This window comes from Loktanella sp. PT4BL (assembly GCF_003201935.1).
Classification (GTDB): domain Bacteria; phylum Pseudomonadota; class Alphaproteobacteria; order Rhodobacterales; family Rhodobacteraceae; genus Yoonia.
This window is the reverse complement of sequence record NZ_QJJL01000001.1, coordinates 53,445-79,570: the sequence shown is the minus strand read 5'-3', so window position 1 is coordinate 79,570 and position 26,126 is coordinate 53,445. Positions and strand designations below refer to the sequence as shown.

At 56.8% G+C, this 26,126-nt stretch carries 27 protein-coding genes; 18 read left to right on the top strand and 9 right to left on the bottom strand.

Going from position 1 to position 26,126, the window contains the following annotated elements:
- Positions 1-21: 21 nt before the first annotated feature.
- From C7964_RS00385 to C7964_RS00370, 4 genes are all read left to right on the top strand, one after another.
- The gene (locus C7964_RS00385) at positions 22-2,277 is read left to right on the top strand and encodes an NADP-dependent malic enzyme (protein ID WP_110277750.1); all 2,256 of its coding nucleotides are present in this window, start codon (positions 22-24) and stop codon (positions 2,275-2,277) included.
- Complete coding sequence (locus tag C7964_RS00380) at positions 2,277-3,143, top strand: ribokinase (protein ID WP_110277749.1); 867 nt, start codon at positions 2,277-2,279, stop codon at positions 3,141-3,143. Before C7964_RS00385 ends, C7964_RS00380 begins: the two co-directional genes overlap by 1 nt.
- A gap of 66 nt (positions 3,144-3,209) precedes the next feature.
- On the top strand, positions 3,210-4,109 hold the full coding sequence (locus tag C7964_RS00375; protein ID WP_110277748.1) for a D-amino acid aminotransferase: 900 nt from the start codon (positions 3,210-3,212) through the stop codon (positions 4,107-4,109).
- A 52-nt stretch (positions 4,110-4,161) separates the two neighbouring features.
- A complete protein-coding gene (locus C7964_RS00370; RefSeq protein WP_110277747.1) occupies positions 4,162-4,860 on the top strand; it encodes a sulfotransferase-like domain-containing protein in 699 nt (232 codons plus the stop codon).
- Between the two features lie 68 nt (positions 4,861-4,928).
- Here the strand turns inward: C7964_RS00370 and C7964_RS00365 are convergent, their stop codons facing one another.
- Positions 4,929-6,143 (bottom strand): argininosuccinate synthase, encoded by a 1,215-nt coding sequence (locus tag C7964_RS00365; RefSeq protein ID WP_110277746.1) that lies wholly within the window; start codon positions 6,141-6,143, stop codon positions 4,929-4,931.
- A 140-nt stretch (positions 6,144-6,283) separates the two neighbouring features.
- Positions 6,284-6,721: an NUDIX hydrolase gene (locus C7964_RS00360; RefSeq protein ID WP_110277745.1), complete on the bottom strand. Its 438-nt coding sequence runs from the start codon at positions 6,719-6,721 to the stop codon at positions 6,284-6,286.
- A 76-nt stretch (positions 6,722-6,797) separates the two neighbouring features.
- Here C7964_RS00360 and hslO point away from each other — a divergent pair, with 76 nt between their 5' ends.
- The 8 genes from hslO (at position 6,798) to C7964_RS00320 (ending at position 15,580) form a co-directional block, all read left to right on the top strand.
- A complete protein-coding gene (hslO, locus tag C7964_RS00355; protein ID WP_110277744.1) occupies positions 6,798-7,790 on the top strand; it encodes an Hsp33 family molecular chaperone HslO in 993 nt (330 codons plus the stop codon).
- Positions 7,783-8,367, top strand: a complete 585-nt coding sequence (locus C7964_RS00350; protein ID WP_110277743.1) for a CoA pyrophosphatase — start codon at positions 7,783-7,785, stop codon at positions 8,365-8,367. The genes hslO and C7964_RS00350 overlap by 8 nt, the downstream gene beginning before the upstream one ends.
- The gene (locus C7964_RS00345) at positions 8,364-9,500 is read left to right on the top strand and encodes a CCA tRNA nucleotidyltransferase (RefSeq protein ID WP_110277742.1); all 1,137 of its coding nucleotides are present in this window, start codon (positions 8,364-8,366) and stop codon (positions 9,498-9,500) included. Before C7964_RS00350 ends, C7964_RS00345 begins: the two co-directional genes overlap by 4 nt.
- Positions 9,493-10,074, top strand: a complete 582-nt coding sequence (locus C7964_RS00340; RefSeq protein ID WP_110277741.1) for a LysE family translocator — start codon at positions 9,493-9,495, stop codon at positions 10,072-10,074. Before C7964_RS00345 ends, C7964_RS00340 begins: the two co-directional genes overlap by 8 nt.
- A 46-nt stretch (positions 10,075-10,120) precedes the next feature.
- A complete protein-coding gene (locus tag C7964_RS00335) occupies positions 10,121-11,965 on the top strand; it encodes an ABC transporter ATP-binding protein (protein WP_110277740.1) in 1,845 nt (614 codons plus the stop codon).
- Complete coding sequence (locus tag C7964_RS00330) at positions 11,965-13,797, top strand: ABC transporter ATP-binding protein (protein WP_110277739.1); 1,833 nt, start codon at positions 11,965-11,967, stop codon at positions 13,795-13,797. The genes C7964_RS00335 and C7964_RS00330 overlap by 1 nt, the downstream gene beginning before the upstream one ends.
- Positions 13,798-15,000, top strand: a complete 1,203-nt coding sequence (locus C7964_RS00325; protein ID WP_110277738.1) for a class I SAM-dependent RNA methyltransferase — start codon at positions 13,798-13,800, stop codon at positions 14,998-15,000.
- 88 nt (positions 15,001-15,088) lie between these two features.
- Positions 15,089-15,580, top strand: coding sequence for a L,D-transpeptidase family protein (locus C7964_RS00320; protein WP_286163672.1), 492 nt, complete (start codon positions 15,089-15,091; stop codon positions 15,578-15,580).
- Here the strand turns inward: C7964_RS00320 and dalA are convergent.
- A complete protein-coding gene (dalA, locus tag C7964_RS00315; protein ID WP_110277736.1) occupies positions 15,577-16,128 on the bottom strand; it encodes a divisome-associated lipoprotein DalA in 552 nt (183 codons plus the stop codon). The two genes, C7964_RS00320 and dalA, sit on opposite strands and share 4 nt — an antisense overlap.
- A 168-nt stretch (positions 16,129-16,296) precedes the next feature.
- Between dalA and C7964_RS00310 the strand changes: the two genes are divergently transcribed.
- Positions 16,297-16,878 carry a L,D-transpeptidase gene (locus C7964_RS00310; protein ID WP_110277735.1) on the top strand — a complete coding sequence of 194 codons (582 nt, stop codon included), beginning with the start codon at positions 16,297-16,299 and terminating at the stop codon, positions 16,876-16,878.
- A gap of 83 nt (positions 16,879-16,961) precedes the next feature.
- Here C7964_RS00310 and C7964_RS00305 read toward each other — a convergent pair whose 3' ends face one another.
- The 4 genes from C7964_RS00305 to C7964_RS00290 form a co-directional block, all read right to left on the bottom strand.
- The gene (locus C7964_RS00305; RefSeq protein ID WP_110277734.1) at positions 16,962-18,251 is read right to left on the bottom strand and encodes a serine/threonine protein kinase; all 1,290 of its coding nucleotides are present in this window, start codon (positions 18,249-18,251) and stop codon (positions 16,962-16,964) included.
- Positions 18,252-18,476: 225 nt separating this feature from the next.
- A complete protein-coding gene (locus C7964_RS00300; RefSeq protein ID WP_110277733.1) occupies positions 18,477-18,728 on the bottom strand; it encodes a DUF6522 family protein in 252 nt (83 codons plus the stop codon).
- A 9-nt stretch (positions 18,729-18,737) separates the two neighbouring features.
- Positions 18,738-19,823, bottom strand: a complete 1,086-nt coding sequence (hemH, locus tag C7964_RS00295; RefSeq protein WP_110277732.1) for a ferrochelatase — start codon at positions 19,821-19,823, stop codon at positions 18,738-18,740.
- Between the two features lie 52 nt (positions 19,824-19,875).
- Entirely contained in the window at positions 19,876-20,700 is an 825-nt protein-coding gene (locus tag C7964_RS00290; protein WP_110277731.1) for a methyltransferase domain-containing protein, read from the bottom strand.
- Positions 20,701-20,722: 22 nt separating this feature from the next.
- On the opposite strand from C7964_RS00290, the gene C7964_RS00285 reads away from it, so the two are divergent.
- From C7964_RS00285 to C7964_RS00270, 4 genes are read left to right on the top strand one after another with little or no spacing between them, the layout of a single operon-like run.
- On the top strand, positions 20,723-21,445 hold the full coding sequence (locus C7964_RS00285; RefSeq protein ID WP_110277730.1) for a ComF family protein: 723 nt from the start codon (positions 20,723-20,725) through the stop codon (positions 21,443-21,445).
- 32 nt (positions 21,446-21,477) lie between these two features.
- Positions 21,478-21,735 carry a glutaredoxin 3 gene (gene grxC / locus C7964_RS00280; RefSeq protein ID WP_076660395.1) on the top strand — a complete coding sequence of 86 codons (258 nt, stop codon included), beginning with the start codon at positions 21,478-21,480 and terminating at the stop codon, positions 21,733-21,735.
- A complete protein-coding gene (locus C7964_RS00275; RefSeq protein WP_110277729.1) occupies positions 21,732-22,562 on the top strand; it encodes a carbon-nitrogen hydrolase family protein in 831 nt (276 codons plus the stop codon). The genes grxC and C7964_RS00275 overlap by 4 nt, the downstream gene beginning before the upstream one ends.
- Positions 22,562-23,005, top strand: a complete 444-nt coding sequence (locus tag C7964_RS00270; RefSeq protein WP_110277728.1) for a MarR family winged helix-turn-helix transcriptional regulator — start codon at positions 22,562-22,564, stop codon at positions 23,003-23,005. The genes C7964_RS00275 and C7964_RS00270 overlap by 1 nt, the downstream gene beginning before the upstream one ends.
- A gap of 169 nt (positions 23,006-23,174) precedes the next feature.
- On the opposite strand, the gene C7964_RS00265 is transcribed toward C7964_RS00270, so the two are convergent.
- Positions 23,175-24,125: a glycosyl transferase family 90 gene (locus tag C7964_RS00265; RefSeq protein WP_110277727.1), complete on the bottom strand. Its 951-nt coding sequence runs from the start codon at positions 24,123-24,125 to the stop codon at positions 23,175-23,177.
- A 164-nt stretch (positions 24,126-24,289) separates the two neighbouring features.
- On the bottom strand, positions 24,290-25,042 hold the full coding sequence (gene ubiG, locus C7964_RS00260) for a bifunctional 2-polyprenyl-6-hydroxyphenol methylase/3-demethylubiquinol 3-O-methyltransferase UbiG (RefSeq protein WP_110277726.1): 753 nt from the start codon (positions 25,040-25,042) through the stop codon (positions 24,290-24,292).
- Positions 25,043-25,089: 47 nt separating this feature from the next.
- On the opposite strand from ubiG, the gene pip reads away from it, so the two are divergent.
- Positions 25,090-26,085, top strand: a complete 996-nt coding sequence (gene pip, locus C7964_RS00255) for a prolyl aminopeptidase (protein WP_110277725.1) — start codon at positions 25,090-25,092, stop codon at positions 26,083-26,085.
- Positions 26,086-26,126: the final 41 nt, after the last annotated feature.

The window sequence follows — 26,126 nt, the reverse complement described above, 5'->3', positions numbered from 1 at the left end:
GGACTAAAACAGGGGGACCCGATGTCGAAGAATAAACTGACCCGCGAAGATGCGCTGCAATTCCATATGCATCCAACTCCGGGCAAATGGGAAATTCAGGCAACTGTCCCGATGACGACGCAGCGCGATTTGTCACTGGCCTATTCCCCCGGCGTCGCGATCCCCTGCGAGGAAATCGCCGCAAACCCCGCGCTCGCTTATGATTACACCAACAAAGGCAATCTGGTTGCCGTGATTTCAAACGGCACTGCGGTCCTTGGCCTCGGCAATCTCGGCGCGCTGGGCAGCAAACCGGTCATGGAAGGCAAATCCGTGCTTTTCAAACGTTTTGCCGACGTCAATTCCATCGACATTGAACTGGATACCGAAGACCCGGACGAATTCATCAAGGCCGTCCGCCTGATGGGTCCCACCTTTGGCGGTATCAACCTTGAAGACATCAAAGCGCCCGAGTGTTTCATCATTGAACAAACGCTCAAAGAGCAGATGGATATCCCCGTTTTTCACGATGACCAGCATGGGACGGCGGTGATCTGTGCCGCAGGTCTGCTGAACGCGCTGCATCTGTCGGGCAAGAAGATCGAAGATGTCAAAATCGTCCTGAACGGGGCCGGTGCCGCAGGGATCGCCTGCCTTGAATTGCTCAAGGCGATGGGTGCGAAACATGACAACTGCATCATGGCTGATACCAAAGGTGTCATTTACCAGGGCCGGACCGAGGGCATGAACCAATGGAAATCTGCCCACGCTGCCAATACCACCGCCCGCACGCTTGATGATGCGATGAAGGGCTGTGACGTCTTCCTCGGCGTCAGCGCCAAAGGGGCTGTGACACAGGAAATGGTGTCTAACATGGCTGAAAACCCTGTTATTTTTGCCATGGCGAACCCCGATCCCGAAATCACACCCGAAGACGCCCATGCTGTACGCGAGGATGCCATCGTCGCCACAGGCCGCAGCGATTACCCAAATCAGGTGAACAACGTGCTGGGCTTTCCCTATCTTTTCCGTGGTGCGCTCGACATCCACGCCCGCGCGATCAACGACGAAATGAAAATCGCCTGTGCCGAGGCGCTTGCGGCACTGGCGCGCGAGGATGTGCCGGATGAAGTCGCCATGGCCTATGGCAAGAAACTGACCTTCGGGCGCGACTACATCATTCCGACGCCGTTCGACCCCCGTCTGATCCACCGCATCCCGACGGCGGTGGCACGGGCCGGCATGAAAACAGGCGTCGCGCGCCGCCCCATCGTGGATATGGACGCCTATGAGCTCTCTCTCAAATCCCGCATGGATCCCACGCAGTCCATTCTGCGTAGCCTGAACGCGCGCGCCCGCGCCAACCAATCCACTGTTGTGTTCGCCGAAGGCGATGATCCCCGCGTGTTGCGCGCCGCCGTCATGTATCAGCGCTCTGGCATGGGCAAAGCGTTGATCGTTGGCCGCAAGGACGATGTGAAACAGAAACTCACGGCCGAAGGTCTGGCAGAGGCCTTTGACGAACTTGAAATCGTCAACGCCGCTACGACCCCGTATTTGGAAACCTACAAGGATTTCCTTTATAAACGCCTGCAACGCAAAGGTTTTGATGCGCAAGACGTCCATCGCCTTGCCGCCCGCGACCGTCATGTGTTCGCGGCACTCATGCTCGCGCATGGTCACGCAGACGGGATGGTGACAGGGGCCACGCGCAAATCGGCGCATATTCTGGAACTGATTAACCACGTCTTCGACGCAGAACCACACGATGGCGCAGTGGGTGTTACCGCTGTCCTGCACAAAGGGCGGATCGTGCTGATCACCGACACGCTTGTCCATGAATGGCCCGACGAAAACGATCTCGCGGATATCGCCGAACGCGGTGCTGCCGTTGCGCGCGAACTGGGGCTAGAACCGCGCGTGGCCTTCCTGTCTTTCTCGACCTTCGGTTACCCCGTCTCCGAGCGGGCAGAAAAAATGCACAAAGCCCCCCAAGTGCTCGACGCGCGCAAAGCCGATTTCGAATACGAGGGTGAAATGACGGTCGACGTGGCACTCAATGCCGCCGCACAAGAGAACTATCCGTTCCAACGCCTGACGGGTCCAGCGAACGTCTTGGTCGTGCCGGCACGGCATTCCGCCTCGATTTCCGTGAAACTGATGCAGGAAATGGCAGGCGCGACCGTGATCGGCCCAATCCTGTCGGGTATCGGGAAGCCAATCCAGATCTGTTCGACTGTCTCGACGGTCAACGACATCCTCAACATGGCCGTGATTGCGGCCTGCAAGGTCGACTGATGGCAATCTGGAACCTTGGTTCAATCAACGCGGATTTCGTCTATCGCGTCCCGCATATCCCGGCACCCGGTGAAACACTGTCGTCCACGGGCCGCCAGATGTTTCTGGGCGGCAAGGGCACGAATATGTCGGTCGCCGCTGCCCGAGCCGCTGCCCGCGTCAATCACATTGGCGCTGTCGGTCAAGACGGGCGCTGGGCGATCCAGCGCCTGCTGGAATACGGCGTCGATACCCGCAATATCGCTGTGTTAGACACTGAAACGGCCCAAGCGATCATTATGGTCGACCCCGAAGGCGAGAATGCAATCGTCCTTCATCCGGGTGCGAATGCGGAGATCCCCCAGGTTACCCTGCAGGCCGCAATGGCCGAGGCGGAAACCGGTGATTGGCTGGTCATCCAGAACGAAACCAACCTGCAACGCACTGCCGCCGAAATGGGCAAAAAGCTGGGCCTGCAGATCGCCTATGCTGCCGCGCCTTTCGATGCGGATCGCGTCAAGGCGGTGCTGCCGTCGCTTGATTTTCTGATCCTCAATGCGGTTGAGGCCGCCCAGCTTGAAGAAGCTATTGGGACCGCGCCCGCTGATCTGCCTGTGCGCGATGTGATCGTGACCCGCGGTGCCGATGGCGCAGATTGGTTTAGCGCTGCAGGAAAACAGCACTTCCCTGCGATCAAGGTCGATGCTGTCGATACAACCGGCGCAGGTGACACCTTCACCGGCTACGTTCTGGCTGGCCTCGATCGTGGCCTGCCCATGGAACAGGCCATCGGGCAAGCGACCAAAGCAGGCGCACTGATGGTCATGCGGCATGGTACCGCTGACGTTATTCCTGATCTGTCTGAAGTGCAGGACTTTCACCCCTGACACCTGCGTTTTCCCTCTTGGAACGGCCAGAGCACTGGCCTAGCGTCCACGACAAGGAGAACACCAATGACCGAAGTCACCACCCATAAGGCCGAGGATGATGCCCGCAATGAGGCCATCCTGATCTACGTTAACGGACAGATTGTCCCGAAAGCCCAGGCCACTGTCAGCGTCTACGACAGCGGCTTTATGCTGGGTGATGGGGTTTGGGAAGGGCTGCGGCTCTATGATGGCAAATGGGCCTTCATGGATGAGCATCTGGACCGGCTTTTTGAGGCGGCAAAGGCGATTGATCTCGACATCGGCATGGACCGGAAAGGCGTGGTTTCCGCCTTGTTAGAGACACAAAAAGCCAATGGCATGACGACAGACGCCCACGCGCGGTTGATGGTGACACGCGGGGTGAAGGTGCGCCCTTTCCAACACCCCAGCCTCTCACAATCAGGGCCCACTTTCGTGATCATCATGGAACATTCGCGCCCCAAAATCCCGCGCCCGATTACGCTTGCCACGGTCCCCCACCAGCGCGGCCTGCCGATGACGCAGGATCCAAAACTGAACAGCCACTCGAAACTCAACTGCATTCTCGCCTGTATCGCTGCGCAGAAGGCAGGTGCAGATGAGGCGCTGATGCTCGACGTGCATGGTTTTGTGAACACGACAAACGCCTGCAACTTCTTTATCGTCAAAAAGGGCGCGGTCTGGACCAGCACGGGCGACTATTGCATGAACGGCATTACCCGCCAAAAGGTGATCGACCTGTGCCGTGCCAACGACATTCCGGTGTTCGAACGCAACTACAGCCTCGTCGACACCTACGCGGCTGATGAGGCGTTTCTCACCGGCACCTTCGGCGCGCAAACGCCCGTCAGCAGCATTGATGGCCGCATCATAGGTAACGGCGAATTGGGTCCAATGACCGCACGTTTGCGCGCCCTCTACAAGGATTTGGTGGACCGGTCATGATGTGTCATCTGTATGTACAGGTTGTGTACAGCTTGTGTACGGGATGTGGCCGATGAGAATCGCCATGTGGTCCGGTCCCCGCAATCTCTCAACCGCGATGATGTACGCCTTTGGCAACCGTGCGGATTTCGCCGTCTGGGATGAACCATTCTATGCTCCCTACCTGAAAGCAACCGGCGCAAACCACCCGATGCGGGATGAAATCATCGCCGGGCACGAGACGGACCCGACGATTGTCGCACAGCGCTGTTTAGGCACTATTCCGGACAAAAAGCTGCATTTCTACATGAAGCACATGCCGCATCACATGATTGCGGGCTTCCCGCTGGACTGGGCTCGTGACTGCATCAATATCCACCTCATCCGTCACCCCGCCCGCGTAATCGCGAGCTATGGTGCCAAACGCGATGAGATGACCCTCGAGGACATCGGCTTCACCCAGCAAGCGGCGCTTTATGACCAGATTGGCGGCCTCGTGATTGACAGCGCCGACATCCGCGCAGACCCCGAAAGAATGCTGCGAAAGCTCTGTGATGCCATAGACTTAGCCTTTGATCCCGCAATGCTGGCATGGCCTGCCGGACCACGCGCGGCCGATGGTGTCTGGGCCGCGCATTGGTACAACGCGGTCCATCGAAGTACTGGCTTTGCCTCTGTTGAAGGGCCGCTGCCGATGGTGGATGACAAACATCACGAAATGCTAGCCAAGGCCCTACCGCTCTACGAAAAAATGCAGGCCAGAAAGCTCTGAAAGCCCGCGCCATTATTGGCCCGAAAATATCCTGGGGGGACCCGGCACGGGTCGGGGGTAAAACCCCCTCAGCCCTTGCGATTACGTGCCGCCAACAGTTTCAACCGCAGCGCGTTCAACTGGATGAACCCTTGCGCATCCGTCTGGTCATAAGCGCCCGCATCATCCTCAAAGGTCACATGCGCCTCGGAATAAAGCGACTGGTCCGACCAACGTGCAACAGTCGTGGCCGACCCTTTATAAAGCTTTACACGGACCGTTCCCGACACATGTTCCTGGCTCTTGTCGATCAGGGCCTGCAGCATTTCACGCTCTGGCGAGAACCAGAAACCGTTGTAAATCAGTTCCGCATATCGCGGCATGATGCTGTCTTTCAGGTGGCCCGCACCGCTATCCAGCGTAATCTGCTCAATCCCGCGATGCGCTTCCAGCAGCACGGTACCGCCGGGTGTCTCGTAAATCCCGCGTGATTTCATCCCGACGAAGCGGTTTTCAACCAGATCAAGCCGGCCCACACCATGCTTGCCGCCCAGTTCATTCAGTTTGGTCAGGATCGTTGCAGGCGACATACGCTCGCCATTGATCCCCACGGCATCGCCGCGCTCAAATTCGATCTCGACCATTTCCGCGACATCCGGCGCATCTTCTGGTGCGACCGTCCGCTGGTACACATAATCGGGCGCTTCAACACCCGGGTCCTCCAGCACTTTCCCTTCGGACGATGTGTGCAGCAGGTTGGCATCCACACTGAACGGGGCTTCGCCGCGCTTGTCCTTGGCAACAGGGATCTGGTTCTTCTCGGCAAACTCCAAGAGACGGGTCCGGCTCGTCAAATCCCACTCACGCCAAGGCGCGATCACTTTGATTTCAGGGTTCAACGCATAGGCCGCCAGTTCAAACCGGACCTGATCGTTGCCTTTGCCAGTCGCACCATGCGCCACGGCGTCGGCACCTTCAGCGGCGGCAATCTCGACCAGACGCTTGGAAATCAGCGGGCGCGCAATCGACGTACCCAGCAGATAAAGCCCCTCATATAGCGCGTTGGCGCGGAACATCGGGAATACGAAATCGCGCACGAATTCTTCGCGCAGGTCCTCGATATAGATCGCAGATGCGCCCATCATCTCGGCCTTGGCGCGCGCCGGCTCCAGTTCCTCACCCTGACCGAGATCGGCGGTAAAGGTCACCACCTCGCAGCCGTACTCGGTCTGCAGCCATTTCAGAATGATCGAGGTATCAAGCCCACCGGAATAGGCCAGAACAACTTTTTTCGGAGCGGTCATCAGCAAGCGCCTTTACGTCAATACAAGTTGTCTCGCGCGATAAAGGTTTTTCCCGACAGGGGCAAGAACAGCAACCAGTCCCGTTATTACTGGCCCAAAAATATCCTGGGGGAGGCGCGTAGCGCCGGGGGCAAAGCCCCTTAAGACGCAAACCGTGCGACAAAATCCGCATCGCCGTCGTTATAAAGCTCTGTCAAAGCCTCATCGACTGACAACCACAGCGCCATATGTCCCGGCTCGCTTGGCGGGCCATGGGGCCGCACGGGACGGGCCAGATAGATATGACACAGCTTTTCGGCCCAAAGATCGTATTCCGGCATAAAAGTGAACCGCCGGAACGCGCCTAGCTTGCGCGGTGCCGTAATGCGCCAGCCTGTTTCCTCAAACACCTCGCGGTGCAGCGCATTCAACGGATGTTCCCCGTGGTCTATGCCGCCGCCGGGCAGTTGAACCTCATAATGCGGATCACCCTGATAGGTGCAGAGCAGCTTGCCTGCACGCGGTAAAATCGCGTAAACACCGGGTCGTAATTTGTAGCGCTGCCCGTTTTGTGGCACCTCGCCATACCGTCTGATCATAGCTTCACCCTTGGACGCCGCCTTGCCCCACCTATATAGGCGCGGTATGCCATCCAGAAACCTGTTAGGAAAGACCATGAGCCTCGGCACCAAAATCGCCTGGGACGATACCGTCCTGCCATTCCAACTTGACGCCTCCGACATCCGTGGACGGGTGGCGCGGCTTGATGGTGTCTTGGAACAGGTTCTCAAGCAACACAATTACCCTGCCATGATCGAAGGTCTGGTGGCCGAGATGGCGCTGCTGACCGCCTTGATCGGTCAAACCATGAAACTGCGGTGGAAGCTGTCGTTGCAGGTGCGCGGCGATGGCCCCGCCCGTTTGATCGCGACCGATTACTACGGCCCGACCGAGGACGGCGCCCCTGCGCGCATCCGTGCCTATGCATCCTATGATGCGGAAACACTGGACCAGTCGGCTGATGCGTTTAGCCAGATCGGCAAAGGGTATTTTGCAATCCTGATTGATCAGGGTCAGGACATGGCCCCCTATCAGGGGATCACGCCGATTGCTGGCGGCTCACTTTCCGCCTGTGCCGAAACCTATTTCGCGCAATCCGAACAGTTGCCGACGCGCTTTCAACTGACCCATGGTCTGTCGCAACTGCCCGGTGAAGGGACCCATTGGCGTGCGGGTGGCGTGATGTTGCAGCATATGCCCAAGGCGTCACCCCATGTGACCGGTGAAGGCGGATCAGGCGAAGATGGCCTGCTGGACGCAACGGATATCTTGGATGCCGAAGAGGGCGAAAACTGGATTCGTGCAAATGTGCTGTTGGATACGGTAGACGAGATTGAGCTGATCGGCCCAAGCGTTGCGCCCACGGACCTGCTTGTGCGTTTGTTCCATGAGGAACAGCCGCGTGTCTATGATGCACAGCCCGTCAAATTCGGTTGTAGCTGTTCCGAGGATGCGGTCCGTCAAAGCCTGTCGATCTATTCGGCCAAGGATATCCGCACGATGACAACCGAGGAAGGCACCGTAACAGCGGACTGCCAGTTCTGTGGCGCGCACTATATTTTCAAACCTGAAACGCTCGGGTTTGAAGCCACGGATACCGGTGCCTGATCTGCGCAAAAAACTGGAAGGCGCGCTTGCACAAGCGGGCAGCACGTCTTCCGATTTTGACCTGAACGCAGATGTGAAGAAACCCGACGCGGTGCTCACGCCTGCAGCCGTTCTGATCGGTATTCGGGCAGAAACCGAGACTGTTATTCTGACAAAGCGCTCGGCGCGGCTCAAACATCACCCGGGTCAGATTGCCTTTCCTGGCGGCAAACAAGACCCCACTGACAGCACGCTTATTGATGCCGCCCTGCGCGAAGCGCGCGAGGAAATTGGTCTGCCGCCTGTGATCGTCGATGTTCTGGGCGAACTGCCCCCGCATCAGACTGTCACGGGGTATCAGGTGACACCGGTAGTCGGCCTTATTGACGGGCACTATGATCCTGTGCCGGAACAGGGTGAAGTGAGCGAGATCTTCGAGGTCCCTTTGGCACATCTTCTCGAGCCAAAAAACTACCTGATCGAGGGTCGCCGCTGGCAAGGTCGCCGCAGGCTCTATTACACCGTACCTTTCGGCCCCTATTATATCTGGGGTGCCACAGCGCGTATTTTGCGCGCCTTTGCCGAGCGCATGGCATGACCCGCATTTCTGCATCATGGTTGCACGATGAGGGCGCGCAAAAGGTATGCGCCTTGCTGACCAACGCAGGCCATCAGGCGTGGTTTGTGGGGGGATGTGTCCGCAATGAACTGCTGGGCGCGCCCGTCGCGGACCTTGATCTTTCGACTGATGCTTTACCGCAGACTGTGATGACATTGGCCAAAAAAGCACGGATCAAGGCCATTCCCACTGGGATCGACCATGGGACAGTCACTTTGGTTGTGAACGACACCCCGTTCGAGATCACGACGTTTCGCCGAGATGTTGCCACCGACGGCCGCCGCGCTGCTGTCGCCTTTTCCGATAACATCAAGGATGATGCCCGCCGTCGCGATTTCACCATGAATGCGCTCTATGCGGCCCCGGATGGCCAGATCACCGATCCTTTGGGCGGTCTGCCGGACCTGACCGCGCGCCGTGTGCGGTTTATCGAAGATGCCGATCAGCGGATCAAAGAAGATTACCTGCGCATCCTGCGGTTTTTCAGGTTTTATGCGTGGTATGGGGATGTGAGCGAAGGCCCCGACCGCGATGGGATGGCCGCCTGTGCGGATAATATCGATGGTCTGCAATCGCTTTCGGTGGAGCGCATCACCGCTGAAATGCTCAAGCTTCTTGGTGCGCCTGATCCCGCACCAGCTCTGGCTGCGATGGCCTCAACCGGGGCCTTGGCGCAGGTCTTGCCGGGTGCAGAAAGTGGGGCACTGGCCGTGCTCGTGCATCTGGAACAGTCACTTGGTATCGCGCCAGATCCATTGCGCCGTTTGGCGGTGATTGGCGGGGACCCCGCGCAGGCACTGCGCCTGTCTAACGCCCAATCCCGTGTGCTGGGTCACATCACCGCCGGTCTGTCGCCGGTTGAAACCGCTTATCGTCACGGCGAGGCCGCGGGACGGGATGTTTTACTGGTCCAATCCGCGTCATCGGGACAGCCAATCGCCGACACCGCTCTTGCGGCGATCACCCATGCGGCAAACCAAGTATTTCCCCTCAAAGCCGCTGATCTGATGCCTGCACTTTCCGGTCCCGTGCTGGGCAAAGCCCTGCAAGAGGCCGAGGCGCGGTGGATCGCCTCAGGCTTTACCCTCACGAAAGCAGACTTGCTTGGCTGAGTTTCTGCCTCTCATCGGTTTTGTTTTCTTCGGCCTTTTCTCGCCAGGGCCGAATGTGATCTTGATTACAACCTCCGGCGCGCGTTTCGGGTTTCAACGCACTCTGCCGCATATCATCGGCGTGGCTTTGGGTGTCGGCATCATCGCTGCTGTCACAGGCATCGGCATCGGGGCATTGATCACCGCGCATCCTGCGCTCGGCGGGGTGTTGAAGATCATCGCGGGCCTTTGGATTCTCTGGATGGCCTATAACCTCTGGCGCGCTGATCCGGCAAAGAAGCGCGAGACGGACAGGCCCTTTACCATCCTTCAGGCGATCCTGTTTCAATGGGTGAACCCCAAGGTCTGGGCTGTTGCACTCAGCGCCACCGCCTATGTCGCCACGCTGGCTCCCATGCAGCAGGCGCTGACCTTGGCGGCGACCTTCTCCTCGCTCAACCTTGGCGTCTGCATCTTCTGGGCGGTCGCGGGTAGCTTGCTGGCTTATCTGCTGAAAAACCCGGGTGCGTGGCGCATCTTCATGCGCGTCATGGCGCTGGCTTTGGCGGGTTTCTCGGTCCTGCTTTTTCTCTGAGATAAGCTTTGCTATAGCGAGGGTCTAACCCAGAAAGGCAGGCCCCGTGTTTCGTTGGTTCGAAGGTCTTGTCGATCCCTATGTGCCCTACAAGGAGAACGACACACCGCCCAAGCGGCTTTACCCGTTTCTGCGCGCCTACGCAGAGCCGTTCAAAAAGGTGTTTTGGGTCACAGGTATTTCCGCCATCATCATCGCAATGATTGAAATCTGGCTGCTGAGCTATCTTGGCCGCCTTGTTGATATCCTTGGCGGTGGCACACCTACGCAGGTATGGGCCGAGAGTGGTGCGGAGTTTCTGCTGGTTGCTTTCCTGATCCTGACGATCCGTCCCGCCTTTCACATGTTGCAGATCCTGCTGCTGAACAACACGATCCTGCCGAATTTTGGCACGTTGGTGCGCTGGCGGGCGCACCGCCATGTGTTGCGGCAATCCGTGGGTTGGTTCGAGGATGATTTCGCAGGCCGAATTGCGAACCGCATCATGCAAACACCCCCTGCTGCGGGGTCTGTCGTGTTTCAACTGTTCGATGCGCTGACCTTTGCCGTGGCCTATATCATCGGCGCTGCCGTTTTGCTGGGGCAGGCGGATTTGCGGCTGTTGCTGCCGCTGATGCTCTGGCTTGTGCCCTATCTTTTCCTGCTTCACTGGGTCATCCGCCGCATCACGCCCGCATCTGAGGCGGCGTCGAACGCGCGGAGTGCGGTGACGGGGCGTGTCGTGGACAGCTACACCAACATTCACGCCGTCAAGATGTTCGCCCATCACGACCGCGAAATTGATTACGCAAAAGAAGCGATCGAGGAAGCGCGCCGTACCTTCCAGATCGAAATGCGGCTTTATACGCTGATGGACGCGGGTTTGATGCTGCTGAATGGCGTATTGGTTGTGGGTGTCGTTGGCTGGTCCATCTGGCTTTGGATGCAGGGGATGGCGTCTGTTGGTGTGGTGGCTGTTGCAACCTCGCTTGCGCTGCGCCTGAATGCCATGTCGGGCTGGATTATGTGGGCGATGACGGATTTCTTCCGCGAATTGGGTGTGGTGAAGGAGGGGATGCTGACTATCGCACAGCCTGTGACTTTGCTTGATCAACCGGATGCCAAACCTTTGAATATCCGCTCCGGTGCAGTCGAAATCTGCAATCTGTCACATCACTACGGCAAGAAGACCGGCGGTCTGGATCATGTGAATCTTTCGATTGCAGCCGGTGAAAAGGTTGGTCTGGTCGGGCAATCCGGTGCGGGCAAGTCGACCTTGGTGAAGCTTCTGCTGCGGTTCTATGATGTAGAACAGGGGCAGATTCTGATTGACGGGCAGGACATCAGATCCACCACTCAGGACAGCCTGCGCAGTGCCATCGGTATGGTGCAACAGGACAGCGCGCTTCTGCATCGCTCGGTGCGCGAGAATATCCTTTATGGCAACCCCGCCGCCACCGAAGAGGCCATGATCGCTGCCGCCCAAAAGGCCGAAGCGCATGATTTCATTATCGGACTGCAGGATAATGAGGGCAACACAGGATATGATGCCCGTGTCGGCGAACGCGGTGTGAAACTTTCGGGTGGACAGCGACAGAGGATCAGTCTTGCACGGGTGATTTTGAAAGATGCGCCGATACTGCTCTTGGACGAAGCGACGAGCGCACTAGATAGTGAGGTCGAAGCCGCAATTCAGCAGACACTTTATGGAATGATGGAGGGCAAGACCGTCATCGCCATCGCACACCGTTTGTCGACGATTGCCCGGATGGACCGGATCATCGTGATGGATCAGGGCCGCATCATCGAAGACGGCACCCATGACGCACTGCTGGCGGCAAATGGACAATACGCACGGTTCTGGGCGCGCCAATCAGGGGGCTTTCTGGGACAGGGCGGACAGGAAAAATAATGACCCCAGAACGCTGGATTGACCCCTTTGAACCCGCCGAAGGCCCGCCGCCACAGACCCTGATGGCGTTCCTGCGCTGGTGTCTGAAAGGCAGCACGAAAATCACATTGTGGGCTGGATTAGTGTCTGCTTTGGCCGGCACCCTAGAGGTCGCAACGGCGCTGATGCTGGGCTGGGTGATTGATGCGGCGCTGAATTCGTCAGGCGAGGGATATTTCACCGAAAATGTACTTTTGTTGATGGGGGTCACCGCGTTTTTCATCGTTTTGCGTCCGGTTATCCTTGGTGTGTCGGGCGTGATGCAGGCGGTGGTCGTTGGCCCGTCTTTAGGCAATCTCATCCTGTCACGCTTGCACCGCCATTCAATCGGACAGTCGGTCACATTCTTTGACGATGATTTCGCAGGCCGAATTGCCCAAAAGCAGATGCAGGCAGCGCGAGCGACCACTGACCTGATTGTCGATATGATCCATACGGTCGCCTTTGCTTTGGCGTCTTTGGTGGGCTCAATCATTTTGTTGTTCACGATAGACGCGCGGTCTGCACTGCTTTTGGCGGTTTGGGCGGCGTCCTATATCTGGCTGATCCGTTTTTTCATGCCGCGTATCCGCGCAAGGTCCAAAGCGCGCGCGGCGACGCGAGCGATGGTCACAGGGCAGGTCGTGGATACGATTACCAATATCAAGACCGTCAAACTGTTTGCACATGACGCCCATGAAGACCGCGCGGCGATTGACGCGATGGAGAATTACTGGGGCACTGCTGTGCGCTATGGCTGGATGTCCGCATCCTTCCGCTTTTGGCTGATGGCGCTGGGCGGGCTGTTGCCTGTCATTCTGGTCGGCATGACGCTCTATTTCTGGAGCGTAGGCACCGCTTCTGCCGGTGATATCGCCGCTGCTGGCGCGATATCGCTGCGGCTTGCGCAGATGACGGGTTGGGTCAGTTTCACGTTGATGGGCATGTACGCCAATGTGGGCGAGGTTGAAGATGCGATGATCACGCTCAGCCCGGCACATACGTTGACTGATGCTGAAAACGCGATTGAATTGACCGCGCACAAGGGCGCGATTGCGCTGGAGGACGTGTCATTCACCTATGGCGGCGGCCCGGGTGGCTTGGACGGTGTATCGCTGAATGTGGCCCCTGGTGAAAAGCTGGGGCTGGTCGGGGCCTCGGGTGCGGGTAAATCGACTTTGGTGGCGTTGTTGCTGCGGCTTTATGATGCCGAGGCGGGCAAGATCACGATTGATGGCGCCGATGTGCGCGACGTGACCCAAGAAAGCCTGCGCCGCCAGATCGCGATGGTCACGCAGGAAACCGCAATGTTCAACCGGTCGGCCCGTGACAATATCAGATACGGCAAACCCGATGCGACGCAGGACGAAATCGAAGCTGCCGCAAAGCAGGCCGAGGCGCATGATTTCATCCTGACGCTGAAAGATCATAAAGGGCGCACCGGCTATGATGCGCATTTGGGCGAACGCGGCGTCAAGCTCTCGGGCGGGCAACGCCAGCGCATTGCGATTGCGCGCGCAATCCTGAAAGACGCGCCAATTCTGGTGCTGGACGAGGCGACGAGCGCGCTTGATTCCGAGGTCGAAGCATCGATTCAGTCTGCGTTAGACTCTATTATGGACGGCAAGACCGTTATTGCGATCGCACACCGCCTGTCCACTTTGGCGCGGATGGACCGTATTGTCGTGCTTGACGCAGGTCGCATTGTCGAACAAGGAACGCACGACGTGCTTTTGGCCCAAGGTGGTCTTTACGCGCGCTATTGGAACCGCCAGTCCGGTGGGTTCATCAATGTGAAAGATGCGGCGGAATAAATGCTGACGATCGAAAGTCTGACCCACCTTGGCATGGGGCGTGCCTCTGACGGGCAATCCTTGCTGCCGCGTGTCTTGCCGGGTGAAGAGGTGGATGTCGCGCAAGACGGTACCCTGCGGATCGTGACGCCTTCCGTGGATCGGGTCGCCGCCCCCTGTCGACATTTCAAGACTTGCGGTGGCTGTGCTATGCAACACGCCACAGACGCGTTTGTTGCCGCGTGGAAACAGGATATCGTTGTCAAAGCCGTCCATGCCCGCGGACTGGACCCAGCGTTCCGCGAAATCGCAACGTCACCCGCACAATCGCGCAGGCGGGCGAAATTCTCGGGGCGACGCACGAAAAAGGGCGCGATGGTCGGGTTTCACACCCGCGCGTCGGATAACCTCGTGCAGGTGACAGATTGCCAACTGGTCACGCCCGCACTTCTGGCCAGTTTTCCCGCGCTCGAGGCTTTGACCGTTCTGGCCTGTTCGCGCAAAGGCGAAATCGACCTGACTGTGACCGAAGCGGTTCTTGGCCCTGATATCTTGATCGGGACAGAAAAAGAGCTGACGCCGCAGTTGCGTGTCGAATTGGCGGCGCTTGCCAACCAGTTTGGTCTGTCACGGCTGGTGTGGAACGACGAACCTGTCGTTACGATCAATCCGCCGATGCAGGACTTCGGTGGGACCGGAGTTGTGCCGCCGCCCGGTGCGTTTTTGCAGGCAACGAAACATGGCGAGGCCACCTTGCTTGCCGCCGTTGACGAAATCACTGCAGATGCAGTCCGAATCATCGACCTTTTTGCAGGCTGCGGCACTTTCACTCTTCCGCTTTCAAAACGCGCAGAGGTGCATGCAGTTGAGAGCGAAGCTGCGATGCTGGCAGCACTTGATCGGGGCTGGCGGGCGGGACATCAGTTGCGTCGTGTCACCACAGAAACCCGCGATCTTTTTCGCCGCCCGCTTGAGGCGGACGAGTTGCGCCATTTTGATGCCGCTGTGATTGATCCTCCACGCGCAGGTGCCGAGGCCCAGATCGCGAATCTGGCAGAATCGGACATCAAGACCATTGCAATGGTATCCTGTAACCCCGTGACATTCGCCCGAGATGCAAGAATGCTCGTTGATGCAGGGTTTGTGATGCCTTGGGTGCAGGTTGTAGATCAGTTCCGCTGGTCACCGCATGTTGAAGTTGTTGCATCATTCACGCGGAAATGAGTGTAATCGCACAACATTATCTTTTCTGACACATCCACATCATATAATCTGGTCGAAACGGCGTAGACCGTAGCGATTGGGCAGAGACATGATTTCAAGACGTTCCATGATTGCGGGTTCAGCCGCATTTGGGCTTGCCGGGTGTGCAAGTCAGGCATCGGTTTACACTGGGCCAGAAGTAACCCGTATTCAGGTGCTGAAAGAACGGCGTGAGATGCAGTTGCTCAACAACCGTACGCTGCTGAAGTCCTACAAAATCGATCTGGGTTTTGATCCGATCGGCCACAAGACCCAAGAAGGTGACGGCCGCACGCCCGAAGGCGGCTACCGGATTGATCGGCGCAACCCCAACAGCCGCTTCCACCTATCTTTGGGGATCTCTTATCCTGATGCCAACGACCTTGCCTATGCGAAGGCCAAAGGTGTGGATCCGGGGGGTGATATCTTTATCCACGGAACACCGCAAAGATGGATCGGCACACCGGATTGGACGTGGGGCTGCATTGCAGTGACTAACGAAGAGATGGAAGAAGTCTACGCGATGGTCGACACAGGCACGCTGATCTACATCTACGCCTAGAAGCTGAAGCCGGCGATTGGCTGCCTGATGCTTGGGTCGCTACCCATGTTCAATGTCCACCAAAGCTTGGCTGATTCCTCTTGATACCATGCAAAGCCCATAAAACGCGCGTCGGGATCAAGTATTACAGCGCGGGTATCAGGTTGCGCCATCCACGCTCCGAGTGTCTGCAATTCTGTTTCAAATGACTCTGAAATATTCTCACCCAACAGCCGCCCAGGGAAACCCACACGACGTGCCCGTTCCAGCGGGCTTGAACCATCAGATCCAAAAAGCCAGGGCCTGTTCTGTACGGCCATATCGCGTGAGTGCGTCGCGGCGGCGGCATTCAGCCGTGAATCGAGTTCGACAGGCGGGACGCCTGCGGTGCGCCGTAGCGCGTTGACACTATCCAGCATCCGGAACTGCACAGCGGCTTCATCGCCGGAACGTATCACATAAGCCGTCGGCAAGGGGAGCCCATCCGGCCCAAGCGGTCTGTTGCTCGGAGCACTACAGGCCGCAAGTCCGACTGCTGCCAGTCCCATCACCATTTCGCGTCGCAACATTAGACCGCTCGTCCTTTTTGAGTTTCTAAACCTTTAGCTTGATTGGCGTGACACTTCAAACCCACATCCACTCAGATTGGCGGGAATGACATTTGTTTGAATTGCGATGCTATGCCAGACACATTATCTACTATTCTTAAGAAGAATGATCCTTTGAGGAGGGCCAAAATGACAAATACGTTCTCGCGCCGTGGGTTCTTGGCGGCTTCGGCAGCTATCGTCGGCACAGGGGCTGTTGCACAGACGGCCAACAGCACAGAAATCGAGGCTGATATCTCGCAAGGTGTTCAGCGGAATATCGCGAGTTTCCGGTCGTTGGACTGGCAGCCGTATTTCAGCAACCTGAACAATGGCGCGATTCTGGTCGACCTGCAGTCGCGCGCTTTGCATTTCTGGTCTGAAGACGAGTCGATTTATAAGCTGTATCCCACAAGTGTTCCGCTGTCCGACGAACTGACGCGCACGGGCCGGACCGAGATCACACGCAAGGTTGAAGGACCAAGCTGGGCGCCGACGCCATCCATGAAGCTGCGTAACCCCGAATGGCCGGATTTCATTGGTCCGGGTCCTGACAACCCGCTTGGTACGCATGCCTTGCACTTGTCTTGGCAATACTACCGTATTCACGGCACCCATGACACACGCAAGATTGGCCGCCGGTCCTCTAACGGGTGCGTTGGCCTGTATAACGAACAGATTGCAGAGCTCTATGCGCTGACCCGTGTCGGTACGCAGGTTCTTCTGATTTGACAGTCATACGGTGGAATTAACGAAAAAGGCGCACCTTTGGATGCGCCTTTTTTTATATGTTTCTATCAAGCGCCCGTTTCGCCCTATTTTCTGACAAAACCCAGACGCCACCACTTTTTCTTGCGCTCTTCGGCAGCCAATCGTGCTGCTTTTCGGGCTTCAAGTTCTGCAACTGTCTTTTCCACCGCGCGCTGCTCTTCCACTGTGTCGACCAGACTGCTTATCCCCGTCTGAGGCGCTTTGCCTGTCTCATGGTTGAATTCCTGAACCCAACCCGGTGCCCTTACCGGTTTCGCTTCTGCTGGCTTGAGCTCGAGTGGTTGTGATTTGGGTGTGCGTGGTTCCGAGTTCAGGACGTACTCATTTGTCTCGGACACCAACCGTGTCAGAGTCTTGTTAAGGTCAAACCGGGAATTTACCTTTAGCGGTTTTACCCGCTCGCCTTCTTTGTTGATGATGTTCAGCCATTCCCGTGCTGACTGGATCCGTGCCTTTGGCAAGATCTGCATGGCTTTGTCGATCGCTTCGAGAAATGCGCGATCATATTCAGGGAAGCGCCCGGCAAGCGGTTCACACGGATCAGGGTTTCTGCCAGCAAATTCGGCCATGCGGGTTTGGCTGTTTGGCGGGGCAACACCGCTGATCAGGTGATAGAACGTGGCGCCAAGCGCATAAAGGTCACTACTGGGGCCTTGTTTTCCGCCTGCAAAGTAGAATTCCTGCGGGGAATAGCCATCTTTCACGATCAACACGGATGAAACGGCACGTGTTTCACGGCTGGCTTCTTCGCGTGCAGCGCCGAAATCAATCAGGAACGGGCTTCCCCATTTGTCCAACAGAATGTTGTCGGGCGATATATCGCGGTGCAGCAGGTCATTTTGGTGTACCAGATCAACCGCATCCAGAACCTTGATCAGGATTTCCTTGATCTGGGCTGGCGGCAAAGGCTTGTTCTTGTCATTCACAATGCTCAGCAAATCGCGGCCGTGAATCAGATCAAGAACCATATAGGCGGTCTGGTTGTCCTCGAAGATGCGATGGACGCCCACGATATTGGGGTGACGCATCTTCGCGATGCTCCGCGCCTCGCGCATGAACATCTTTACAATTGTACGGTATTTTTCTTTGTGCTGGTCAGAGCGCACAAGCACGTTCTTGCCTTGGCGCATACAGAATACTTCGGGATAGCATTCTTTGATAACAACGCGACGATCAAGGTAATTGTCCCTCGCCAGGTAGGTGATCCCAAAGCCGCCGTTGCTTAGCGCCCGTTCAACCGTAAACTGATCACCCAAAAGGTGCGTCCCATCAGGAAGTGCTTCACTTCTTTCCTGTTGCTCGTCACCTTGCATTGGCTGGGTTGCTGCATTCATAATTCTCACTTGTCGTGCCATACTCTCGGCACGCTCCAAACAAACACTTTACGACAGTTTTATGTCATTGAATTATGTTTCCTTTGGGGCGGTGACCGGTAAAAATATGGCACAATTTGCGCAAAAGGCAGTCTTTTCAACCGATCAGCCGGTAATTCCTCATGCAGCGCGCGTCTAATTGGTAGAAAATATGAAAATCAGACAATCTGTTGTCGACTGCCGCAATCAGGTTCCGGCTCTGATTCTTGTGGTTTTCAGAACGGTTCCGTCAGTGTCGCAGATCAGCCGAACACGTTGACCTTTATACCAAAATGTCAGACGTACACGCCCCGCATCATCGTCAACACCTTGTTCGGAACGGCTTGTGATTTCGCCCGACCGCATTTTGGCCGGCACTTCGGCAGGATCCAGACCAAGAAGTGGTCCAAGATCATGGGCGTCAACTGTCGCAACGGTATCGGACAGATCGACTTTCATCGCTGACGTTCAGCCCAACCAGCCCTTGAGGTTTTTCTCAATCACGCCCGAGAGCGCGTCAATATGTGCGGGATCATCGTTGAGGCACGGAATATAGGTGAAGTGCTCGCCGCCGGCCTCTTCAAAGCTCTCTTTGATCTCTTCGTTGATCTCTTCCAGAGTCTCGATGCAGTCAGCTGAGAAAGCAGGGGCACAAACGGCGATGTTTTTAACGCCGTCCTCTTCTGCAAGGCGTGCAACCTCTTCAACTGTATAGGGTTTCAGCCATTCCTCTGGTCCGAAACGCGACTGGAATGTCGTGACGATCTGCGTGTCATCCCAGCCCAGGCGTTCTTTGAGCAGGCGCGTCGTTTTCTGGCATTGGCAGTGATAGGGGTCACCCTCGCGCAGATAGCGTTCAGGAACGCCGTGGTACGAACACACCAGTTTTTCGGGCTTTGTTTCTGCTTCCGCATAGGCGCGCTCGATGGATTGTGCCAAAGCTTCAATATAGGCCGGTTCGTTGAAGTAAGGCTCAACAATACGTGCGACCGGCTGCCATTTCTCGTCCATCAGGGCGCGGAAGAATTGGTCGTTCGCCGTCGCTGACGTCGCACCGGCGTAATGTGGATAAAGCGGGAAGAACAGGATTTTGGTACACCCTGCTTCAACCATTTCGCGCACCTTGGACTTGGTCGAAGGATTGCCGTAGCGCATGCAGTAATCAACGCGTACATCATCGCCATACCGTTCAACCATCTGCGCCTTGATCGCGGCGGTTTGCTTTTTGGTGATAGTCAGAAGCGGGCTTTCGTTGTCTTCCTCGTTCCAGATCGACTTATACGCCGCACCGGACGAAAACGGGCGCTTGGTCAGGATGACCAACTGCAAGAGCGGTTGCCAGATCCAGGCTGAATAATCCACGACACGTTTGTCGGACAGAAATTCATTCAGGTACCGCCGCATCGACCAATAATCGGTTGCGTCAGGTGTCCCAAGGTTTGCCAGCAAAATGCCAACACGGGCCGGTTTCACCGCCGGATGATCGGGTTGCGCATGTACGGGGCATACGGCGGGGCGCTCTTCGGCCTGGTTCTGTGCATCAAACATTTTCATGGGCCCTTAGGTAACGTCATTTTGCTGGTAGTTAAATGGGATACGCGCCGCGTCAATCATTGGACCTGTTTAAAGGCGTTTCTTTTGTGTTTAGCGCATCCGCCAAGCGCGTTTTCGCGCTACCGGGGCGCAATGGCTGCGGTTGGCTCTCGGCAGGTGCCCATCCAGTGAGCGTGATGAACTCAAAAGTGGCATCGACGCGATTCTCTGTATTGCGGAAATTATCGGCGTAAATGCAGGCTGCCTCGGTCAGGACATTGCGCCGCGTCGGGTGCTTGATCCTGCCCGTGAGCGCGTTGTTTTCCCCCATCTTGCGTAGATCGTGCATCAGGTGAAAGGCATTGACGTAGCTGGCCGTCAGCGGTGTGCCGTCAGCGACTGGCAAGGCAAAGCCGGCCCGTTGCAGCAATCCGCCCAGATCACGAATTTCGCCCATGGGTGCGATCCGTGGCGATAGTCCACCGGTGATAGCGACCTCGGCCTCGGCCAATGACATGCGCAACTCATGCAGGGTTTGCCCGCCAAGGAATGTGCAGAGCAACAACCCGTCTGGCTTCAACGCGTGGCGCGCCTGCACCAGCTGGCCGACAGGGTCATTCGCCCAATGCAGGCACATGGTGTGCAGGATCAGGTCATGCGCCTGCGGTTTCAGATCAAGCGTGTCGTCATCGGGCACAATCGTCGCATCAGGGTAACGCGCGCCCCAAAAATCGAGGAAACCGGTGACAATCGCGACGGACGTAAAGGTTCTATTAACCTCAATCAGTCTCTCTTGAAGTTCATCGGCAGCATGTTCTTGCAGGAACAACGCCTCGGGCAACGCGCGGGCGCGGTTGCGCATCAAGGCGGCACGGTCGGTGATCTGGGGCATATCCATGCCGGTCATTTAGGGTGCATTCATGCGGTTGCAAAGCGTCATTCGGGCAATTTATCCCGCGCAATGTGTCGCGTGCGACGCGCCGACCGAGGATGATTTTGGTCTTTGCGCCGCATGTTGGCGCGAAACACAGTTCATTGGCGGGCTGGTTTGCGACAGTTGCGGCGTGCCGCTGCCCGGGGAAGACCACGGCGAAACGGTGCAGTGTGATGATTGCATGACCATTGCCCGCCCTTGGGATCGCGGGCGTACGGTGCTGGCCTATAGCGGCGTCGGACGGCGCCTTGTCTTGTCACTCAAGCATGGTGACCGTACCGAACTTGCACGCCCAGCGGCGCGGTGGATGGCGCAAAAAATTACGAATTGGGCCGTATTAGACACTGTTTTTGTGCCTGTCCCGCTACATTGGCTGCGGCTTCTTCGCAGGCGCTACAATCAATCCGCCCTGCTTGCGCAAGAGATCGCCAAAGTGATGGATGCGCCGGTTTGTGTTGATGCGCTCTTGCGGCACAAACGCACTGCAACCTTGCAAGGCCATAGCCGCGACGCGCGCTTTGCCGAGCTTGCAGGGGCTATCTTGCCCAATCCCAAACGCTTGGCGCAGATCGCGGATAAACATGTGATTTTGGTGGATGATGTCATGACCTCGGGGGCCACGCTGGCTGCCAGTGCCGAGGCTGTGATGGCCGGTGGTGCCAGAAATGTGTCGATTGTTACTCTGGCAAGAGTGGTCAAAGACGCTTAGATCAGTGCTAACGCGATGCAAGGATCATTCTTATGGCAACTGTCGAGATTTATACCAAACCAACCTGCGGGTTTTGTCATATGGCCAAACGCCTGCTGTCTTCCAAAGGGATCAGCTTTGCCGAAGTGAATATATCTGCGCAGCCCGAGCGCCGTGCAGAAATGATCCAGCGCGCGAATGGCGGCAGCACAGTGCCGCAGATATTCATCGACGGCACCCATGTGGGCGGTTGTGATGATCTTTTCGCACTTGAGCGCGGCGGCAAACTGGACGCGCTGCTCGCTGCATGAAGGCGGCCCTCCTGCAACTCAATGTCAGCGATGATCCCGTCATCAATCTGGCGCGGACCGCTGACATGGTCGCACAAGCGGCTGGGCAGGGTGCAGGTTTTGTCCTGACGCCGGAAGTCACCAACTGTGTCTCACAAGATCGCGCGCATCAAAAGCGCGTGTTGCAGCACGAGGCCGAGGATATCACCCTTGCCGGATTGCGCGAGGCGGCGATCCGCCATGGTGTCTGGCTCTCGGTTGGCTCTTTGGCACTGAAAACCGACGACCCTGACGGGCGTTTTGCAAACCGTTCTTTCCTGATTGATCCTGCGGGGCAAATCGTTGCGCGTTATGACAAGATCCATATGTTCGATGTGACTGTGTCAGAGACAGAAACCTACCGCGAATCCGCCGGGTATCGGCCGGGCACACAGGCAGTTGTTGCGGATACGCCTTTCGCAAAGATCGGGCTGAGTATCTGCTACGATATCCGTTTCGCCTATCTTTACCGTGCGCTTGCCCAGGCAGGTGCGCAGGTTCTGCTGGTGCCGTCCGCATTTTCCCCCGTAACTGGGGCCGCACATTGGGAACCCTTGCTGCGCGCCCGCGCCATTGAGACGGGGTGCTATGTCTTGGCCGCCGCCCAGACCGGCCAACATGCGGCCCAAGCAGGCAGGCCGCGCCAAACATATGGGCACACGATGGCAATTTCGCCTTGGGGCGAGGTGTTGACGGATCTAGGCACCGAACCGGGGTTTGCCTTGGTTGATCTTGACCCTGCGGAAGTGGCACAAAGCCGCAAACGGATTGCGGCCCTCAGCCATGATCGTCCTTTTGAAGGTCCCTGATGTCAGATACCGCACATAACCTTGCCGTGTCCCTGTTCAGCGAAATTCTCGCTGTGGATCAATTGGCGCGGGCGAATGTGGCGCGGGTCTTGCCAAAAGGGATGGAGCTTTCACATTTTTCGGTTCTGAACCATCTGGCGAATGCGGGTGTTGAACGGACGCCTGCGCAACTGGCCAAGACGTTCCATCTGACCCGCGGGGCGATGACAAACACCCTTCAAAAACTTGAATGGGCGGGGTGGGTGCATGTCCGCCCCGATTGGGATGATGCACGGCGCAAGATGGTGGCGATCAGCCCATCGGGGCAGGCCGCCCGAGACGCGGCACTGGCCGCTATCGCGCCAGTCATCGCCGATGTCGTGACCAAGGTGGGTGAGGACAAAGCCAAAGCCGTTTTGCCCGTCCTGCGGGAAATGCGATTGAAGCTGGGGCAGATCGACTAGCAAAGCGTTATGCGTCTAGAGGGTGTCCCCCGGAGCCGGTTCTTCAAGATCAAAAAGCGTCATAAGTCCTTCCCGCAAAGCGACTTTGGGCGTCCACCCGCGCAAGTCTTGGGATTTTTTGATGTCTGGCTGCCACCTGCAACAAGGACGGTCCTATTGCGCCGGAAACTCACGCGCGGCGCTCGCGTTCTGCAATGGCCCGTACGGCAAAATCTGTTTCACTTTCAAAGGTCAGGCCCTTGGCCAGGATTTGGCCCTGTCTGGCGATGTCGCGGGCCTCGGCTGGATGCGATTTGACCCAGTCGATCCTTTCTCTCAGGTCCGAAAGGTCGGCGCTGATCGGTACGAAGTGCTCCCACGGGATCAGCCGGTCATAGTACCATTGCTGATAGCCAAAGGGGCTTGCGACCTTGAGCACACAGCAACCCAGCTTCAACCGCTGCAAAAGGTTGCACCAAGCGTTCGTAAAGCCGTCAATATCAATCGCGTATTTCATGGCTCCCCAGTCATGGGTCGGAATGAAATCGCCAAGAAGTCCTGCATTGCGAAGGACAATGTTTTCATTGCGTTGCGGGTCCGAAACAAACTTGAAATCAACATCCAGCGCTTTGCATTTTTGTGCCATGCGCAATCGCTGTATCACGCCGGGATTGTCTTCTGCCCATGGTTCGAGTGAAAAATGCCCGGTCCCGTTCAGCGCACCGCGCCAGATAATATCATCATGCCGCAAGTCCCACGCTGGAGCACTCTGTGCCGCGAACAGATCTGTTGCGGCATAGCCGTGGTCGCGAAAAAAATGCGGGTCTGGCAAGAGTGTGTACTCTGATGAAGCGGCAGAGAACCTGTAGCGCGCGACACTCTGCTGGTTGCCATCAGAGATATTTACCATGATTTCATTTTCGCCTTCCGTCATGCTGACCCAGTAGACACAGGATGCAATGCGGTCCCGGAAATAGTTGAGCGAGAATCGCGGCAGGTTCTGGTTGATGAAAACGGTTATTTTGCCGTCAGTCTTGGAAATGATAATATCGGTCGGCGATATGGGGATGTTGGATTTGCGCACCCTGAAAGGCACTGGTGTGACGCCAGCGCGATTGAACACCTTTCTGGCATCGCGCATGATAAGCCAAGGCTGTTTAAGCTTTGCGCGCGTATTCCGAAGTTGCCGCTTAAAATGCGATAAAGATGATATCAAAAGTTCAATTCCAGGTCGCCGAGCGGGATAGTTTCATCAATCCCGCTCCTCAGCAACAACGCTTTTGACCTATCCTTGCAACGGCAAAGCTACGCAACAGGCTTTGTTGCGGCCGTCACATAGTTGACTGACAGGTCACGGTCCGAGATGGACCATGTGAACTTGGCAAAATTGAACACGAAACCTTTGCGGTCCACCGGTGTCATACCGGCCTTTTCCAGAAAGCCGAACAGTTCATCCGGCGTGATGAATTTGTTCCATTCATGCGTGCCCTTTGGCAGCCAGCGCATCACGTATTCGGCCCCGACAATCGCCATCATAAAGGATTTCGGGTTGCGGTTGATGGTTGAACAAATGTGTATCCCGCCCGGTTTCATCAATTTTTGACACGCATCCAGATAGCCTTGTGGATCGGCCACGTGTTCGACCACTTCCATGTTCAGAACCGCATCGAATTGTTCGCCTGCTGCGGCCATCGCCTCGGCGGTGGTGTGGCGATAGTCGATCTCAAGGCCGGATTGTTCGGCATGGATTTGCGCCACGGGAATATTGCGCTCCGCAGCATCGGCCCCCACAACAGTCGCGCCCAAGCGCGCCATGGGCTCGCATAAAAGCCCGCCACCGCAGCCGATGTCGAGTATCCGCAGGCCTTTGAAAGGTTCGGGTTGGCTCAGGTCGCGCCCGAATTCGGCGGCAATTTGACGCGTGATATAGTCAAGCCGCACAGGGTTCATCATGTGCAGTGGCTTGAATTTGCCATTCAGATCCCACCATTCCGCGGCCATCGCCTCAAACTTGGCAATTTCACCGGGGTCTACTGTGTTCGTTGCCGACATTTTCATCGCTCCGCATTGTGGTCACTCACTTCAAGTCGCGATATAGGGTGATTATGGACAAAGTCGTAGGACAAAAGCGCCCAGGGGCACATCTTTACCAGCCGATTGATCCTTTCGATCAGCGGATGCTGGATGTTGGCGATGGCCACCGCATTTATATGGAACAATGCGGCAATCCTGACGGTGTTCCTGTCGTCGTTCTGCATGGTGGGCCCGGCGGGGGATGCAGCCCTGCGATGCGCCGCTATTTTGATCCCAGTGTTTTCCGCATTATCCTGTTCGACCAGCGCGGCTGCGGCCGGTCGCGCCCCCATGCGAGCGTTGAAGCTAATACAACATGGCATCTGGTCGCTGATATCGAGTTGATCCGTGAAACATTGGGCATTGACCGTTGGATTGTCTTTGGCGGATCCTGGGGTGCGACGCTGGCATTGATCTATGCGCAAGCCCACCCTGACCGCGCCGCCGCCCTGACCTTGCGCGGTGTGTTCCTGATGACAAAACCCGAGCTGGATTGGTTCTATGGTGGCGGTGCCGGAAAATTTTGGCCTGATTTGTGGGAACGTTTTGCATCTCTGATCCCCGCAGACGAGCATGATGATTTTGTCGCAGCTTATCACCGCCGGCTGTTTTCAGGCGATCATCACCTTGAGGTCCGTTTCGCCCGTGCCTGGGCGTCATGGGAAAACGCCCTCGCCTCGATCGAAAGTGATGGTGTGACAGGGGAAAGCCCTGCGGATTATGCCCGCGCCTTTTCACGCCTTGAGAACCACTATTTTTATCATGGTGGCTTTCTCAACGAGGATCAGCAGATTTTGCATCCTGTTCAGATGGCCAAGATTGCCAACGTACCGGGCGTCATCGTTCAGGGGCGCTATGACATGATTTGTCCGCCGGTTTCTGCGCATAAACTATCGCAGATGTGGCCCAAGTCGCGCCTGACTTTTATCGGGCGTGCCGGACATGCCTTATCGGAACCCGGGATCAGCGCAGAGCTGGTGCGCACGATGGATATGATGGGTGCTCAGCGTCATGCGCTGGGGCTTTAGTCTTTACAGACGGGAATATGCCGTTAAGCTTTAGGTCCAGC